Raw genomic sequence first — 14,373 nt, 5'->3', positions numbered from 1 at the left:
GGCTTGTCATTCTCGCGCCTGAAACCTACACCTCATGTAGGATTCAAGGGGCTTTCCATGCTTACGATCGGCACGCTTGCGAAGAAGACCGGCACGAAGGTGCAGACCATCCGCTATTACGAGCAGGTTGGCTTGATGCCTGAGCCGGGACGCACCGAGGGCGGACAGCGGCGCTACGGCGATACCGAACTCGACCGACTGGCTTTCATCCGGCATGCGCGTCAGCTCGGGTTCGGCCTCGATGCGATCCGCGAGTTGCTTGATCTCAGCGACCACCCCGACCGCCCCTGCGAAGAAGCCGACGCCATCGCGCGTCGTCAGCTGCGCCAAGTCGAGCAGCGCATGGCGCGACTGGAGGCGCTGAAGACTGAGCTGGAACGGATGATCCATGAATGCAGCGGCGGACGAACGGCGGATTGCCAGGTGCTGACCGTGCTGCGCGATCATTCCGAATGCCTGACCGAGCACGACGAGATCGGAGCCTGACATGCCAACGGCCCTGATCTACGCGACGGCGGCGCTGGCCGAGATCGCCGGTTGCTTCGCCATCTGGGCCTGGTGGCGGCTGGGAGTGTCTGCGCTCTGGCTTGCGCCCGGCGTCGCCTCACTGATTGCCTTCGGCTGGCTGCTCGCGCAGGTCGAGACCGCCGCGGCCGGTCGCGCCTACGCGGCCTATGGCGGGGCCTACATTGCCGCCTCCGTCCTCTGGATGTGGCTGGCGGAGGGCGAACGGCGGGACTGCTGGGATCTCGTCGGCGCCGCGATCTGCCTTGCGGGCGCGGCGATAATCTTGCGCGCACATCGCGGGGCGTGACCCGAGAAAAAGGGGCTTGAAACTACAGCGACTGGAGGAATTACGTCTTTCCGAGATCGATTCGACGAAAGGCGTGCCATGTCTGCTCCCGAACCTCTCCTCACCGAGACGCGGCTTCTCGATTTCAACGCGCCGGTCATTGCAGACCTGATCGCCTCGCGCGGATGGGCCGACCTGGAGGAAGAGGCGCGCGCCAAGGCGGCCTACGACTTCGTCAGGGATGAAATCGCGTTCGGCTACAACAGCGGCGACGCCATTCCGGCCTCGGCCGTGCTGACCGACGGCTATGGCCAGTGCAACAGCAAGGGCACGCTGTTGATGGCGCTGTTCCGCGCGCTGAACATGCGCTGCCGTCTGCACGGCTTCACCATCCACAAGGCGCTTCAACGCGGGATCGTGCCTAAAGCGGTCTACACGATCGCTCCGGCAGAGAATCCTGCACTCCTGGGTCGAGGTCGAACTCGAGGCCCGCTGGATCGTCTTGGAAGGGTTCATCCTCGACAAGCCGTTCCTCGCCAGCCTTCAGAGCGCGTTCGCGGGCCGGGACAGCCTTTGCGGCTACGGCGTGGGCACCGATTGTCTGCGCGCGCCGCCCATCAACTGGAGCGGGGGCGACACCTATATCCAGAAGACCGGCATTAGCCGGGATCCTGGAACATTCGATGCGCCTGACAATTTCTTCGCGATATACGCGCAGGATCTCGGGGCGCTACGGGACTGGCTCTTCCGCCACGCCATCCGCCACTGGAAGAACGCCCGCGTCCGCGCGATCCGTGGAGGCAGCCTTCTCCCGATCGATGGTGCCCCCGAAAACAGGCCCGGCATCTCCCGCGTTGTCTTGAAGGTACGGGCGCACCTTTGCCTCCTCTACGGAGAATAGCGTATATGGACAATTTTTGGCTGGTCATTGGACTTGCGCTTCTTCCGGGCCTCGGAAACCTGGCCGGAGGCATGGTGGCCGAGTCCGTGCGCACGACGCCGCGGCTTCTGAACATCGCATTGCACGCCGCTTCGGGGATCGTCATCGGCGTGGTCGCGATCGAACTGATGCCGAAAGCGCTCGACAACCTTGCCGGTTGGTGGATCGCAGCGTCGTTTGCGGCCGGTGGCGCAGCCTACATCGCGACCGAAATGGTGATCGAGCGTGCGTCCCCGTCGGGGAGCGGCGGCAGTTCGATGTGGATGATCTATGTCGCGGTCGCCGTCGATCTCACCGGTGACGGGCTGATGATCGGGACCGGCTCGGCGGTCGCCACGTCGCTCGCCATCGTTCTGGCCGCCGGGCAGACCTTGGCCGATTTCCCTGAAGGGTATTCTGTGGTCGCAAACCTGCGGCAGAAGAACGTGCCGCGCGGCCGGCGCATTGCTGCGTCACTTTCCTTCCCGCTCTACTGCCTCGGCATGGCGCTCATCGCGTGGTTCCTGCTGCGGGATGCGCCGGACACCGCAAAGTATGTCGCCCTGAGCTTCGTCGCCGGCCTTCTCACCGTCGCCGCCGTCGAGGACATGCTCGAGGAGGCGCATAACGCGACGGCGGACACACGCAGCTCGACCCTCGCCTTCGTTGGTGGCTTCGCACTCTTCGCGCTCGTCTCCGCCGGTCTCGAGACGGCTCTCGGGGAGAACACTGCAAAGGGGGCCGGTTTGGTCGATCAGCCGGTCCGGGAGGATATGATTCATGCCGCATGATCATGGCCACGCGCACATCGATGCCAAGTCGGGCGACCGGCGCGTTTCGATCGCAATCTGGGCGAACGGTCTGCTAACGGTCGCGCAGATCGTCGGCGGGATCCTCGCGGGAAGTCTCGCGCTGATCGCCGACGCGCTGCACAACTTCTCGGACATGGCATCACTCGTGATCGCCTTCGGGGCGCGCAAGATCGCGCGCCGGCCTGCGGACGAGCGGATGACTTTCGGCTACGGCCGGATCGAAATCGTCGCCGCGTTGATCAACTACACCACCCTGATCCTCGTCGGAGTCTACCTGATCTACGAGGGCGGCATGCGAATGATCGACCCGCCCGAGGTGCAGGGCTGGACCGTGGTGATCCTCGGCGGCGTGGCCCTTTTCATCGACACGCTGACGGCGGTCCTGACCTACTCGATGCAGAAGGGCAGCGTTAACATCCGCGCGCTCTTCCTGCACAACCTGTCCGACGCGCTCGCCTCGGTCGCTGTCATCATCGGCGGCACGCTCATACTGCTCTACGACCTGCGCTGGGTCGATCCGGCGATCACCATCGGCATCGCGCTCTACATCCTATATCTCGCCATAACCGAAATCGGCGGGCCGGTGCGGACGCTGATGCTGGGCAGCCCGCCCGACATCGACAACGCGGCGGTCATCGAGGCGATGCGCAGCGTCGAAGGAGTGATCGACGTCCATCACGTGCACCTCTGGCAGATGCAGGAGCACGAGGCGGCACTCGACTGCCACGTGGTCCTGACCGCGGATGGTTGGACGCGGATCGAAGCCATCAAGGGTGACATCAAGCGCCGGTTGAACGAGCGCTTCGGCATTGCCCATTCCAGTCTTGAGTTCGAAAACAAAGACAACGCACATCAGAACGTCGACCTCTACGGGCACGGGAACTCGGCGCAAGAGGAGGAAAACCATGTTCACGGAGACGCTGAAAGATCATGACGACGTCATCGGAATTGTCTGCGAGGGCAAGCTCACCGAGGACGACATGGAGCGCATGCACGCTCTGCTGCACGAAAGACTGGCGTTGGTCGACAAGCCAGGCCTGGTCGTCGACCTGACAGGCTTCGATGGCTATGAGGATCTATCGGCGCTCCGCGAAGACATGCAGATGGACACCGCGCATCGCAACGACTTCTCCCGCATCGCGGTTGTCGGCGACAGGAAGTGGATGGAATGGGGTACGTCGCTCGCCAACGCACTGGCCCGATCCGAGATGCAATGGTTCGACGCCGGCGAGGCGGAAGCGGCGAAGGAGTGGGCGCGCCATAGATGATCTCGCCCATCGTCGAGTTGGAAAAGCGTCAAGCGCGTGAAAACAATGGCTTGGATGGTGGAGAAGGTTGGACGTCAGGCCCATTCCCTCCGCCACTTGCCCCCGCGAAAGCGTTCTCCCGATCCGGCTATGGCCGGATTTTTCCGTTGTTTTCGAGGGTTATGCGGGTGGGGCTGAGCACTGCCCCCTGCGCCGGGCGGCCCGGAAGCGGTCTCTCAGGGGCGATATTCTCCGGACCTCTCGACTTCGCGGATTCGGTGTAGAGCCTTTAAGTGCATGAGTTGCATGGGATATTCTTCGCTAGCAGCTAGGCACTTCGATGACAGGACCTTTTGCAAGACGGAACGGAAATCGAACCAGCCCCAGCTCCGAGGGAACCGTCGTCACCTCAGCTCCCAGTGAGTTGAGGTACTGGCAGTTCGTTCAGCTCCCGCCGGGCCTCAGGCCAACTCGGATAGTGCTCAGAAAGCAAAGCAAAGAACCGGGGGCTGTGCGTCGGCTCGGAAATATGGACCATCTCGTGAACGATTACATACTCCAGCAAGTCGCGCGGTTTCTTCACGAGTTCGGTGTTTAGCCGAATGGTGCCTGCCTTCGAGTTGCAGCTTCCCCACTTGGTTGTCATCCGCTGCAAGAAGTGGCGGTGGACCTTTACGCCGAGGCGGCTTTCCCATTTGTCGATAATGGGCGGGACTGCGCCATGGAGTAGCTTCAGATGCCAAGCGTGAATCACCTTGGCGCGTCCGTCGCGGGAAGTTCCGGGGCGGACCTGGAGATGGATTGTGCGGTGGTCTAGTCTTACCTCAGGCTTCGCGTCGAGCTCCGTCACACGGAGAAGATGGCGCCGTCCCCAAAGGTAGTGGGTCTCGCGACCGACGAATGCATGTGGGGCTTCCCTCGCCTGCGACCGAAGTTGCTCTTGCTGCTGCCGGATCCATCCAATTCTTGTGATCGCGTATGCACGCGCAACATCAATCCTGGTCGACGCAGGGGTTACAAGCGTGACGCGTCCGTCCGGCGGGTGGACCGACAGGTGGACGTTCTTCACGTCCTTCCGGGTCACGCTGATTGTGATGTCTCCAATCTCGATGGACTCTCCCATCAATACCCCTGTTGGTTCTTGATGATCTCGAACATCGCGAGGGTTGCTTCTCGATCTCGGTTGAAGAGCGGGAAGAGCACGTTCTTGACCTCCCGCTCGCGAACTGGATCACCCTTCCAGCCGGCAGGGGCGTGTTCCCGGATGGCCCGGTCGATTTCAAGGGCGAGCTCCGCCCTTTGTTCCTCATCGGCAGGACAGGTGAACTTGTGAGCAGGCAGACTTTGCAGGTTGTTGAACACCACCGTAGCCTCACGATTTCCGTGGAGCCCGGCTGGCAAGTCTGGACCTGCTTCGCGCGCTGCCAGCTTTCGAACCAGCTCTTCCGCTTTTTTCAGAAACGCCTCGTAGGCTTCCGCACTATCGCGGCTCTGTTTGATCAAATCCTCAAGGAGTTTGGACATCTCATCGTAGAAGCGCGGGTCCGTGAGCTGATCACGAATAATAGTCTTTCGGATATTGTTTATGATGCCCTCTGCGACAGCCTTCTTTGACAGCTTGCCCTTCTCGTTGAGTTGTTTGGCAATGGCGTCGTGGATGCCAGTTTCGATGATGGCTTGCGTGAGCGAAACGTTTGACAGTGCTCCAAGCGTCTGCGCTGGGTCCGCTTGAATATAGGTGTTCAGCAGGTGCCGCATGTCCGCTTCATACGGCTTGATGTCGAGTTCTTCTCCGGAGTGCCTTTTTATTGCGGCGCGGAGGTCGGTGTAGAAGTCAATTTCCCGCTGGATGTCCGTCTGCTCAGGCGGGGTATACCCGGCGTCATCGAGATTCTGCGCAATCGCCGCATAAGCGCGGACAAAGGAGGCGACGGTCTTGTAGAATGAGACCCTGAGCGCCTCAGTCTCGTTCAAGGCGTTCGGGTCTCCGGCATCGCCACAGAAATATCGCAAGAATTGCTCGATCTCCCTCGGAGGAGCCACGGGCGCACACAGGTAGTGAAGCGCCTCCCGCGCCGCGTCCAGGCGCGCCTTACCTTCCTCGAGCCAGTTCTTGATCTCGACGTTGTTTTCGCCGCCGCTTCCTTCATCAACATCCAGCTCATCCGAACTGTAGACCGCAATCGCGTGCTGGACGTCGCCGAACAGCTCCTTGAAGTCGACGATATGACCGTAATCCTTGTCGTCGCCATCGAGCCGGTTGGTCCGACAGATCGCCTGAAACAGCGTGTGGTCGCGCAACTTGTCGTCGAGATAGATGTAGCTGCAGCTCGGCGCGTCGAAGCCGGTAAGCAGCTTGGACACCACGATCAGCAGCTTCATGTTCGCCGGCTCTTCGATGAAGCGACGTTTGACCTCGGTCTCATAGGCGGTCGTGCTCTGGCCGCCTTTCAGCACGAATTTCGTATACGTGTCGTACTTGTAGCGCTCGTCGCTGTTGGCGGGCTCCCGCGAAATCGCGTTGTGGTTCGGCTCGAAGGACGTGACGATGCCCACATGCGGCCCGAGCCGGGTGCTCTGAAACTCACGGTAGAACTCGCAGGCGTCGCGGATCGAGGCCGCTACCAGGATCGCGGTGCCTCTATCGTCGCTCAGCCGCGGCTTCAGATCGAAATCCTGCACGATCTCGGCGACGATCCGGCGTTTCCGTTCGGTCGCGCTGAGCAGTTCCTCCATGTTGGCCCAGCGCTTCCGCAGAACAGCCTTCTGGAAGTTGTTGAGGTTCTTAGTCTTCTTTTCGAACCAGGCGTCAATGGCGGCCGGGCTCGTCATGCGCTGCGGGACGTCGCGCGCTTCGTATTTCAGATCGAGCACGACCTTGTCCCGGACCGCTTCCTGGAACTTGTAGGTGTGAATGTAGGTGCCGAAGACTTCACGCGTGGTCTGCCGATTCTTCCGCAGCAAGGGGGTTCCGGTGAAGCCGACGAAGATGGCGCCCTCGAGCCACCGCTTCATCTGCTTGTTCATGTCGCCGCCCTGGGTGCGGTGGCACTCGTCGACGAACACGTAGAAGCGGCCGGCGACGCGCGGCGGCGGCCCTGTCAGCTCCGTCGTGTCAAACTTGTGGATCAGCGCGCAGATCAGGCGAGGCGACGGCGCGCCCAACCAGCTTACGAACTCATCGCGGCGCGTCACTCGAGGCGATGGAGCATCGGCAGCGACCACGCCCGCGTTCCGCATCACGCCCTCGATCTGTTTGTCGAGCTCGTCGCGGTCGGTGATGACCAGCACGCGGGCATCAGGCTCGCGTTCGAGGATCCACTTGGCAAGCAGCACCATCAGGATGCTCTTGCCGGACCCCTGGGTGTGCCAAATGACGCCGCCCTCGCGCTTGGCCAGCCGCTCCTGCGCCAGCTTCACGCCGACGAACTGGTGTTGCCGCGGGACCTTCTTGATGCCCGCGTCGAAGATCACGAAGTTCCGGATCAGGTCGAGCAACCGGTCCTTGCGCAGCATCTGCCCGACCGGACGGTCGAGATGCGCGCCAGCGGGCAGGTCTCCGGCGGGCGGGTCTTCATCCCGCCACTCGACGAACAGCGTTTCAGGCGTGCCGACCGTGCCGTAGCGCAGACCCTGCGCATCGCTGCCCGCCAGCAAGAGCTGCGCGGTGGCGAAGAACGGGGCGTTGAAAATCTCGTCCTGGTTGGAAATCAGCTGCCGGATCCCGTCGCCGATTTCGACCGACGAGCGTTTCAGCTCAATCACCGCGACGGCGAGACCGTTGAGGTAGACGACGAGATCGGGGCGCCGTTCATGCCCGCCCTTTAGCGTCACTTCCTCGGCGAGGGCGAAGTCGTTGGCGGGGGGGTTCTCCCAGTCTATCAGGTGCACCGTCTTGTGCGGGGCGGCGACCGAGGTCTGCACGTCAACGCCATAGCGCAGCAGCGTGTAGGTGCGCAGGTTGGCCTGATAGAGCGTGGTGCCGGTCACCTCGATCGCCTGCATCAGGCGCGTCAGGGCGGCATTGATCTCGTCATCGGAATAGCCGCGGGCGGAGAGGTTGGCGCGCAGTAGATCGGGCTCGACACAACGGTTGTTCGGGCGGCCCGACCAGTCGCCAAGGTTCCGGTAGCCGAGACCGCCCTCGTCCTCCGGCGCGGTGATGTGGCCCGCCAGGCGGTCCTGCGTGACGCGCTCGCTGCGGGGACGTTCAGGCATGGGCGGCAACCAGTTGCATCTGAGCGTTTTCGGATTCACTCTCGGCACCAGCACCGCCAGTGAGCAGCGCCTGCATCATCGCTTGCTTTAGCATCCGGCTCTTGTCGAGCCGAGCCTCGAGAGCTGCAATTTCGGCGTCCATGTCGGACAACACACTTGCTATTGCAATTTGCTCGTCTGGTTCGGGAAGTTCGATTTCAGCGCTAGCGATGTGTTTCCTATTGGTTGCATAGACCTTTGTGCCCGCCGCCAATCTGCGAAGGTGGGACGAAAAATCAGGGATGTACTGCAAGTAGCCCTTAAAGCCATCGACAATTACGTCTTTGTCGAAGCGTGCTGCGATTGTGTGCTGGCCGGCAACGACCTCGATTTCTTCAGCGCCAGTAATTTCCAGAGACTTTCCTACACCCGCAAGGTCTTCTGAGGCATCCACAAATACAAGATCGCCGTCTTGAAGCTTTGCGAGACGAGATGCTTCCGCCGACGGTAGTCGCGGCATACTCGCATTTCTCAAGTCAAGCCGAATGGATGAGGCTACGTGAATGTCCCCATAGTGGAGGTTCCGCACTGCATCATTCACTGTCAGCTGGGCGCGAGAATGAACACCATTACGAATGAATGTAACATGATCACCGAGTTTCACCTTCCGCCACGGTGCAGAGAAGCCGGGAAGCCTGACTTTTCCAGAGAGCAGGCCAATAACCGCTTGCTGCCTTGCCTGGCCAGTGGTTGCGCCAATTGCAGCCAGATGCTTGGCCACTCGGGCGGATAGAGCTTGTACTTCTTTTTCCAGCTCAGGCAGAGGCATGGCATACCGCTCGGCCAGCCCCTTGACCCGGGTGGACAGGGCTTGCGCCACATGCGCCACCTCATCGGTCACGCGGGCCTCGACGGTGTCGAGCCACTTGTCCGCCACTACCAGCGTCGTGGCCTCGTCCTCGGTCAGCGTGCCATAGCGGTCGTGCACCTTCTTCCACATGGCCTCGTCCGCCGTCTTGCGCTTCTTCTTAGTGGCGTCAAGCGTGGTCATCACCTTCTGGTAAGCTTCGAGTGCCTTTCGTTCATCCGCCATGTCCGGGTCGCGGCCAATCTCCTTCAGCCGGGCCTTCAGCGCCTTTGCGGTGATCTTCTGCTTGTCGCCTTCGCCCTCGATCACCTCGACCAGCAGCCCGTCCTCGCCTGCGCCTTCTTCGAGCTTCTCGGCTAGGTCCTGCTCCAGTTCCGCGATCCGCACGTCGAAGGCATCGATCTCGGCCTGCTCGGCCGCGAAGTATCGCGCGACCATCAGGCGCGCTGGGATAAGGTCCGAGGTGAACCTCCGCCGCCCGAGCATGTAGTCGCCAGGCTCTGGCCACTCGAGCTTGCCGCTCTTGCCCTTGCGCTTGACGATCTCCCGCGGTTGCGAGCCAGCCACCCAGCCGGTCGCAGCGATGACATAGGAATCGTCCTGCAGCGCCTCGGCCCAGTAGTCCATCAGGTGCTGGTACACGTCATACGGGTCGACCAGGGGTACTTTGCGGAATGCTTCGAGCAGGTCCTCCGAGATGGCTTCGATCAGCTCTTTCGGCTGATCTCCGGGCCCGAAGGCCCGACAAGCCGCATCCGCCCTGGTACGCCAAGCCGCAAAGGTGCCTGACAAGCCGCAAAGGTGCCTGACGCCGCGGTCGTGAAGGCCTGAAACTCAGCGTGTTCCTCGATTGCGGCCTTCACCTCGCCGGTCGGTCGCGTCAGCGAGAGGTAGTTGGGCCGGAGGTCGGAGAAGAGCTCCCCTCGAAGCCCTGGCATGACCTCCCACCAGCCTGCCAGAGCGTCGATATCCCTCTTCGGGATGCCGCCCTGCAAATGCGCGTCGATCTCGTGGATGTCCTCGGGTTCAGACGTGTCGATGTACCTGGCAAGGTTCAGGTTGAAGGCGTTTCGCGGGTCGGCGATCTCGTCGAACGGCACCATGCGCGCGTAACCAGCGACGTCCGACCCCTTGCGGAAGGTGTCCACGATGCGGTGGATATCCTGCTCGCGAAGACGATTCTTCGCACCATCCTTCCGAAAACCCTTGGAGGCGTCGATCATGAAGATCCCGCGCCGGGCAGTGGCGTTTTCCTTGTCAAGCACGACGATGCAAGCCGGAATACCGGTGCCGTAGAATAGGTTCGGCGGCAGACCGATGATCGCCTTGAGATAGCCCGACTTGATCAGCGCCTCGCGAAGGTCCGCCTCGGCATTGCCGCGGAAGAGCACGCCGTGGGGCAGAATGCACGCGGCCTTTCCGGTGCTCTTTATCGAGCGGATGATGTGGAGGAGGTAGGCATAGTCGCCTTGCTTTTTCGGCGGCGCCCCCCATTCAAACCGGTTGTGCCTGTCCGTGATCGCACCATCGTCATCGTAGCTGAAGCCGGTGCTCCAGGCCTTGTCCGAGAATGGCGGATTGGCGACGACGTAGTCGTATGTGCGCAGGCGCTGCCCTTCGAGGAACTTGGGATTCGTCAATGTATTGCCTGCAATGATCTTGGCAGTGGGAAAGTCGTGCAGGATCATGTTCATGCGGGCGAGACCGGCCGTGGTCACGTCCTTTTCCTGACCTTCGAGAGTGATCCGCTTGCCAGCTTCGGCAGCGACCTTGAGCAGCAACGAGCCAGATCCGCAGGTCGGGTCATAGGCAGTCGTCCCGGCGACCGTATTCTTTGCCGAAATTCCGATTACTTTCGCGATAATGCGGCTGACCTCAGATGGGGTGTAGAACTGCCCTTTGCTCTTCCCGCTTTCACTCGCGAAGTGGCGCATCAGATACTCATAGGCATCGCCCAGAATGTCATCGTGGTCAGCGCGGTTTTTCGCGAAGTTCAGGTCCTGGCGCTCAAAGATCGCGATGAGATTCGTGAGGCGCTGCACCCGGTCATTGCCTTCACCGAGCTTGTTGGGATCGTTGAAGTCGGGAAAGTCCGTCCGCGCCAGCATCTCGTTGGCTTCAACGAGCGGCTGGATGACTTGCGTGTTGATCAGATCGCCAATGTTCGGGTTTCCCTTCAGCGCCACCATGTCTTCGAAGCTGGCGCCCTCAGGGATTATGATTGGTGGCTCTAGATCATCACTGTTTCCATACTTGTCGGAAACGTATTTGATGAAGAGCATGAAAAGGACGTAATCCTTGTACTGGCTTGCGTCCATTCCCCCACGCAGCTCGTCGCATGATGCCCAGAGCGAGGAATACAGATCGGATTTCTTAACTGCCATTGCGTCTTTTCAGCCCGATGTCGTCGAAGAAGGCCGTTAAGGGCTCTTCGGGGTGTTTGTGATTTTCGGGGCCAGAGTAGCGATCGAGTGGGCTACCTTCCAGAGCCAACTGCGATGGAGTGCCAGTGGCTTACGTTGCGAGAACGGTGTGGCGGCTATGAGTGTTCGTGGTACGCCTCGAAGGCAGCGCCTTGGCTCATCCACTCGACCGGGAACGGCTCCAACACCCGCGCCAGCGTCACCTCCGGCCCCTGCTTCCCGTCCAGGATGGCCTCAACGATGTCTGGAGCCAGCAGTGTCAGGCGCAGGACGCGAGCCATGTAAGTGAAGGCAATCCCTTCCTTCTCAGCCAGTTCGGAAATCGACGCGAACTCGCCCGACTCCAGCATGCGCTTCCAGCGGCACGCGCGGGCCAGCGCTTTCACCAGCGTGTTGTCAGTCCGGCGCGGTTGCGTGGCGCCTTCTGGCAGCTGCATCTCCTTCCGCCCGCCGCGCTTCACGATGCGGAATGGGACGTGCACCGTCACCGTGTCGGGGATCGGAGCACCGCGGGTCATGCGGCAGCCTCGATTCCACCGGCCAGCAACTCGCGGGCGAGGCCGCCCAGCCCGTCGATGCGCAGGCGGACGTTCAGCCCCTCCGTGCCGATTTCGACCCGTTCAAGCAGCAGCGTGACGATGCGGGCCTGCTCGACGGGAAACAGTTCGTCCCACAGCGGATCGAGCTGCTGCAGGGCCGCGCGGGCGTCGGCCTCGGTGATGTCGTCGATGTGGGCGCGCGCCGCCTTCCACGTGCCTGCCACGATCTCCGGCTGGCGGAACACGGCGCGAAGTTGGTCGATTACCGCGGCCTCGATCTCCCCCGCTGGCACGCGGCCGATTGGGCACGAACCGGCGCCGTGCTTCAGCACCGTCTGGCTGACGTAGTAGCGGTAGAGCTTGTCCCCTTTGCGCGTGTGCGTCGGCGAGAAGGCCGCGCCATCGGGGCCGAAGAGCAGCCCCTTCAGCAGCGCGGGCGTCTCGGCGCGGGTCCGCATCGCTCTCTTGCGGGGGCTCTCCTGCAGGATGGCGTGGACGCGGTCCCACGTCTCGCGGTCGATGATGGCGTCGTGCTCGCCGGGATAGCTCTCGCCCTTGTGGACCGCTTCGCCGATGTATGCGCGGTTGTTCAGCATCCGGTACAGCGTCTTCTTGTCGATCGGATTGCCGTTGCGGTTGACGATCCCTCGCTCGCCCATCTCGCGCGCCAGCAGCGTGGCCGACCCGATCTCCAGGAATCGGGCGAAAAGCCAGCGGACCTCAGCCGCCCGGTCTTCGTCTACTACCAGCTTGCGGTTCTTGACCCGGTATCCGTGGGGCGGCACGCCGCCCATCCACATGCCCTTCTTGCGGCTGGCGGCGAACTTGTCCCTGATCCGCTCGGCCGTCACCTCGCGCTCGAACTGGGCGAACGAGAGCAGAATGTTCAGCGTCAGCCGCCCCATCGATGTGGTGGTGTTGAAGGACTGCGTGACCGATACGAAGGTCACGTCGTTGCGGTCGAACACCTCGACCAGCTTGGCGAAGTCGGCGAGCGAGCGGCTGAGACGGTCGATCTTGTAGACCACCACCACATCCACCAACCCGTCCTCGATGTACTCTAGCAGCCGCTTGAGGCCGGGGCGCTCCAGCGTGCCGCCCGAGATGCCGCCATCGTCGTACTGATCGCGGACCAGCACCCAGCCCTCGGACCGCTGGCTGGCGATGAACGCCTCGCAGGCCTCCCGCTGGGCGTGGAGCGAGTTGAAATCCTGCTCCAGCCCCTCGGCGTTGGACTTGAGCGTGTAGACGGCGCAGCGGAGCTTGCGGACGACGGTGTCCTTCATCCGCCCCTCCTGTGGTTTTTGAGGCCGAAGAAGACCCACCCGTTCCAGCGCGTGCCGGTGATGGCGCGGGCGATGCCGGACAGCGACTTGTAGGGCCGCCCCTGCCATGTAAAACCGTCTGCAGTGACCGTGACGATGTGCTCACAGCCTCGCCACTCACGGATCAGGCGTGTGCCTGCGATGGGCATCATGTCTGCTCGAGCCGAGCGCTTAGTCCGGTCACCACCGTCCAGTTCCTCGCCGAGCCGTTCCAGCCGCCGGACCGTCTCAGGTTTCAGCCCGCCGTAGGCGAGCTCCTGGATCCGGTAGGCGAGCCGGCTCTCCAGGTACCGGCGGTTGAACGGCGGCGGCTCGCTCTCGAACAGCTCCCGCCACTGCGCCTTCAGCTCCGGTGTCGGCGCCGTCTTCAGGGCCGCCAGGCGGGCCGGGATCGGATCGTGGGTGGTCATGCGTCTCTCCGCCTAAGTGCGGTTGCATGACCGCTCCGGGCGGGCGGGATGTGTAGCGAACTCTCTCCGCCGGAAGCGACTAGTTCGCTTGACTGCCGGGCCATGAGGCGAACCAGGCCGAGTGCGAGGAGGCGGCAGAGCTGGGCGCGACGCTCCGCGGGGGTCAGCAGGGTCGGCGAGAGGGGGTTGGGCGTTCTGTCGATCATGACAGTCTCTACTCATCGAGTTCGAGAACTGTCCCATCCCGCTGCCGGCGTGTTCGGGCTATCGGCCCTTATCCGTTGCACGCTTCATCTGCCGACTTTCGCCCCAGAAAAAAAGATTCCGAGCAGCAGCAATGGGTTCGCGAATGCTGCAGTGCAAAAATTGACGCGGGGTTCTTGAAGAGACGGCGCGTTCTCCCGACTTCGTTTTCATCATTTCAGCGAAGGAAACAACTCGATGCCCCCGAGGGTGCGTAAATTCGTGTGCCGTGAATTCATCAAGACTGTCGATCTCGACCTGTTTCGAACATTCCTCGAAACATTTCCCGGCTCAGGCGGAATTGCCTGGAGCCGACTTCCCGAAGACGAAAAGGAAAAGCGGGAGGCTTTGTTCGAGATCTTTCAGCGATCCGAGGACTTGACTGACGACCTTCAGGATTCGCTGCACTGTGCGAAGTATCTCGCGGGAGCCGCAGGCGCGTCGAAGCTTCTTGAACTGGCCGAAAAATTCGGCGTCGATCTCGTCCCGCCCGCCGAGGCCTTGAAAATAGCGCGAAGCTGGACACGCGCTCGATCGCGCTTCACGCCTACATCCACCACCGCCCGATCTTCGACCGCGCCGTCGACCTGACCCGCA

Annotated in this window: 13 protein-coding genes and 1 pseudogene; 7 read left to right on the top strand and 7 right to left on the bottom strand. The window is 62.0% G+C overall.

Going from position 1 to position 14,373, the window contains the following annotated elements; all coding sequences use genetic code 11:
- Nucleotides 1–57 precede the first annotated feature (57 nt).
- From A37W_RS0113665 to A37W_RS0113640, 6 genes and pseudogenes are all read left to right on the top strand, one after another.
- Entirely contained in the window at nt 58–486 is a 429-nt protein-coding gene (locus A37W_RS0113665) for a MerR family transcriptional regulator (protein WP_018303599.1), read from the top strand.
- A 1-nt stretch (nt 487) separates the two neighbouring features.
- Nucleotides 488–814: a YnfA family protein gene (locus tag A37W_RS0113660; protein WP_018303598.1), complete on the top strand. Its 327-nt coding sequence runs from the start codon at nt 488–490 to the stop codon at nt 812–814.
- A gap of 78 nt (nt 815–892) precedes the next feature.
- Nucleotides 893–1,694, top strand: a pseudogene (locus A37W_RS22000) (transglutaminase-like domain-containing protein).
- 5 nt (nt 1,695–1,699) lie between these two features.
- Nucleotides 1,700–2,503, top strand: coding sequence for a ZIP family metal transporter (locus A37W_RS0113650; protein ID WP_018303596.1), 804 nt, complete (start codon nt 1,700–1,702; stop codon nt 2,501–2,503).
- On the top strand, nt 2,493–3,458 hold the full coding sequence (locus tag A37W_RS0113645) for a cation diffusion facilitator family transporter (RefSeq protein WP_018303595.1): 966 nt from the start codon (nt 2,493–2,495) through the stop codon (nt 3,456–3,458). The genes A37W_RS0113650 and A37W_RS0113645 overlap by 11 nt, the downstream gene beginning before the upstream one ends.
- On the top strand, nt 3,430–3,792 hold the full coding sequence (locus A37W_RS0113640) for a SpoIIAA family protein (protein WP_018303594.1): 363 nt from the start codon (nt 3,430–3,432) through the stop codon (nt 3,790–3,792). Before A37W_RS0113645 ends, A37W_RS0113640 begins: the two co-directional genes overlap by 29 nt.
- Before the next feature lie 388 nt (nt 3,793–4,180).
- Here the strand turns inward: A37W_RS0113640 and A37W_RS23345 are convergent, their stop codons facing one another.
- The 7 genes from A37W_RS23345 to A37W_RS0113610 form a co-directional block, all read right to left on the bottom strand.
- A complete protein-coding gene (locus A37W_RS23345) occupies nt 4,181–4,894 on the bottom strand; it encodes a M48 family metallopeptidase (RefSeq protein WP_081617134.1) in 714 nt (237 codons plus the stop codon).
- A complete protein-coding gene (locus A37W_RS0113635) occupies nt 4,894–7,989 on the bottom strand; it encodes a type I restriction endonuclease subunit R (RefSeq protein ID WP_018303593.1) in 3,096 nt (1,031 codons plus the stop codon). The genes A37W_RS23345 and A37W_RS0113635 overlap by 1 nt, the downstream gene beginning before the upstream one ends.
- Nucleotides 7,982–9,463: a restriction endonuclease subunit S domain-containing protein gene (locus A37W_RS24145; RefSeq protein WP_211206641.1), complete on the bottom strand. Its 1,482-nt coding sequence runs from the start codon at nt 9,461–9,463 to the stop codon at nt 7,982–7,984. Before A37W_RS24145 ends, A37W_RS0113635 begins: the two co-directional genes overlap by 8 nt.
- Nucleotides 9,464–9,543: 80 nt before the next feature.
- Nucleotides 9,544–11,220, bottom strand: coding sequence for a type I restriction-modification system subunit M (locus A37W_RS24140; protein WP_211206640.1), 1,677 nt, complete (start codon nt 11,218–11,220; stop codon nt 9,544–9,546).
- Between the two features lie 155 nt (nt 11,221–11,375).
- Entirely contained in the window at nt 11,376–11,777 is a 402-nt protein-coding gene (locus A37W_RS0113620; RefSeq protein WP_018303592.1) for a hypothetical protein, read from the bottom strand.
- Nucleotides 11,774–13,084 (bottom strand): recombinase family protein, encoded by a 1,311-nt coding sequence (locus A37W_RS0113615; RefSeq protein ID WP_018303591.1) that lies wholly within the window; start codon nt 13,082–13,084, stop codon nt 11,774–11,776. The genes A37W_RS0113620 and A37W_RS0113615 overlap by 4 nt, the downstream gene beginning before the upstream one ends.
- On the bottom strand, nt 13,081–13,533 hold the full coding sequence (locus A37W_RS0113610; RefSeq protein WP_018303590.1) for a DUF2924 domain-containing protein: 453 nt from the start codon (nt 13,531–13,533) through the stop codon (nt 13,081–13,083). The genes A37W_RS0113615 and A37W_RS0113610 overlap by 4 nt, the downstream gene beginning before the upstream one ends.
- Nucleotides 13,534–13,986: 453 nt before the next feature.
- Between A37W_RS0113610 and A37W_RS23810 the strand changes: the two genes are divergently transcribed.
- Nucleotides 13,987–14,367 carry a hypothetical protein gene (locus A37W_RS23810; protein ID WP_156169299.1) on the top strand — a complete coding sequence of 127 codons (381 nt, stop codon included), beginning with the start codon at nt 13,987–13,989 and terminating at the stop codon, nt 14,365–14,367.
- Nucleotides 14,368–14,373: the final 6 nt, after the last annotated feature.

It is taken from the genome of Wenxinia marina DSM 24838 (assembly GCF_000379485.1).
GTDB classification, from domain to species: domain Bacteria; phylum Pseudomonadota; class Alphaproteobacteria; order Rhodobacterales; family Rhodobacteraceae; genus Wenxinia; species Wenxinia marina.
This window is presented reverse-complemented; position numbering and strand designations above follow the sequence as displayed.

Bases quoted from the DNA above. Each gene is read 5' to 3' on its own strand.
- A37W_RS0113665 (WP_018303599.1), top strand. From the start codon at position 58: ATGCTTACGATCGGCACGCTTGCGAAGAAGACCGGCACGAAGGTGCAG.
- A37W_RS0113660 (WP_018303598.1), top strand. From the start codon at position 488: ATGCCAACGGCCCTGATCTACGCGACGGCGGCGCTGGCCGAGATCGCC.
- A37W_RS0113650 (WP_018303596.1), top strand. From the start codon at position 1,700: ATGGACAATTTTTGGCTGGTCATTGGACTTGCGCTTCTTCCGGGCCTC.
- A37W_RS0113645 (WP_018303595.1), top strand. From the start codon at position 2,493: ATGCCGCATGATCATGGCCACGCGCACATCGATGCCAAGTCGGGCGAC.
- A37W_RS0113640 (WP_018303594.1), top strand. From the start codon at position 3,430: ATGTTCACGGAGACGCTGAAAGATCATGACGACGTCATCGGAATTGTC.
- A37W_RS23345 (WP_081617134.1), bottom strand. From the start codon at position 4,894: ATGGGAGAGTCCATCGAGATTGGAGACATCACAATCAGCGTGACCCGG.
- A37W_RS0113635 (WP_018303593.1), bottom strand. From the start codon at position 7,989: ATGCCTGAACGTCCCCGCAGCGAGCGCGTCACGCAGGACCGCCTGGCG.
- A37W_RS24145 (WP_211206641.1), bottom strand. From the start codon at position 9,463: ATGGACTACTGGGCCGAGGCGCTGCAGGACGATTCCTATGTCATCGCT.
- A37W_RS24140 (WP_211206640.1), bottom strand. From the start codon at position 11,220: ATGGCAGTTAAGAAATCCGATCTGTATTCCTCGCTCTGGGCATCATGC.
- A37W_RS0113620 (WP_018303592.1), bottom strand. From the start codon at position 11,777: ATGACCCGCGGTGCTCCGATCCCCGACACGGTGACGGTGCACGTCCCA.
- A37W_RS0113615 (WP_018303591.1), bottom strand. From the start codon at position 13,084: ATGAAGGACACCGTCGTCCGCAAGCTCCGCTGCGCCGTCTACACGCTC.
- A37W_RS0113610 (WP_018303590.1), bottom strand. From the start codon at position 13,533: ATGACCACCCACGATCCGATCCCGGCCCGCCTGGCGGCCCTGAAGACG.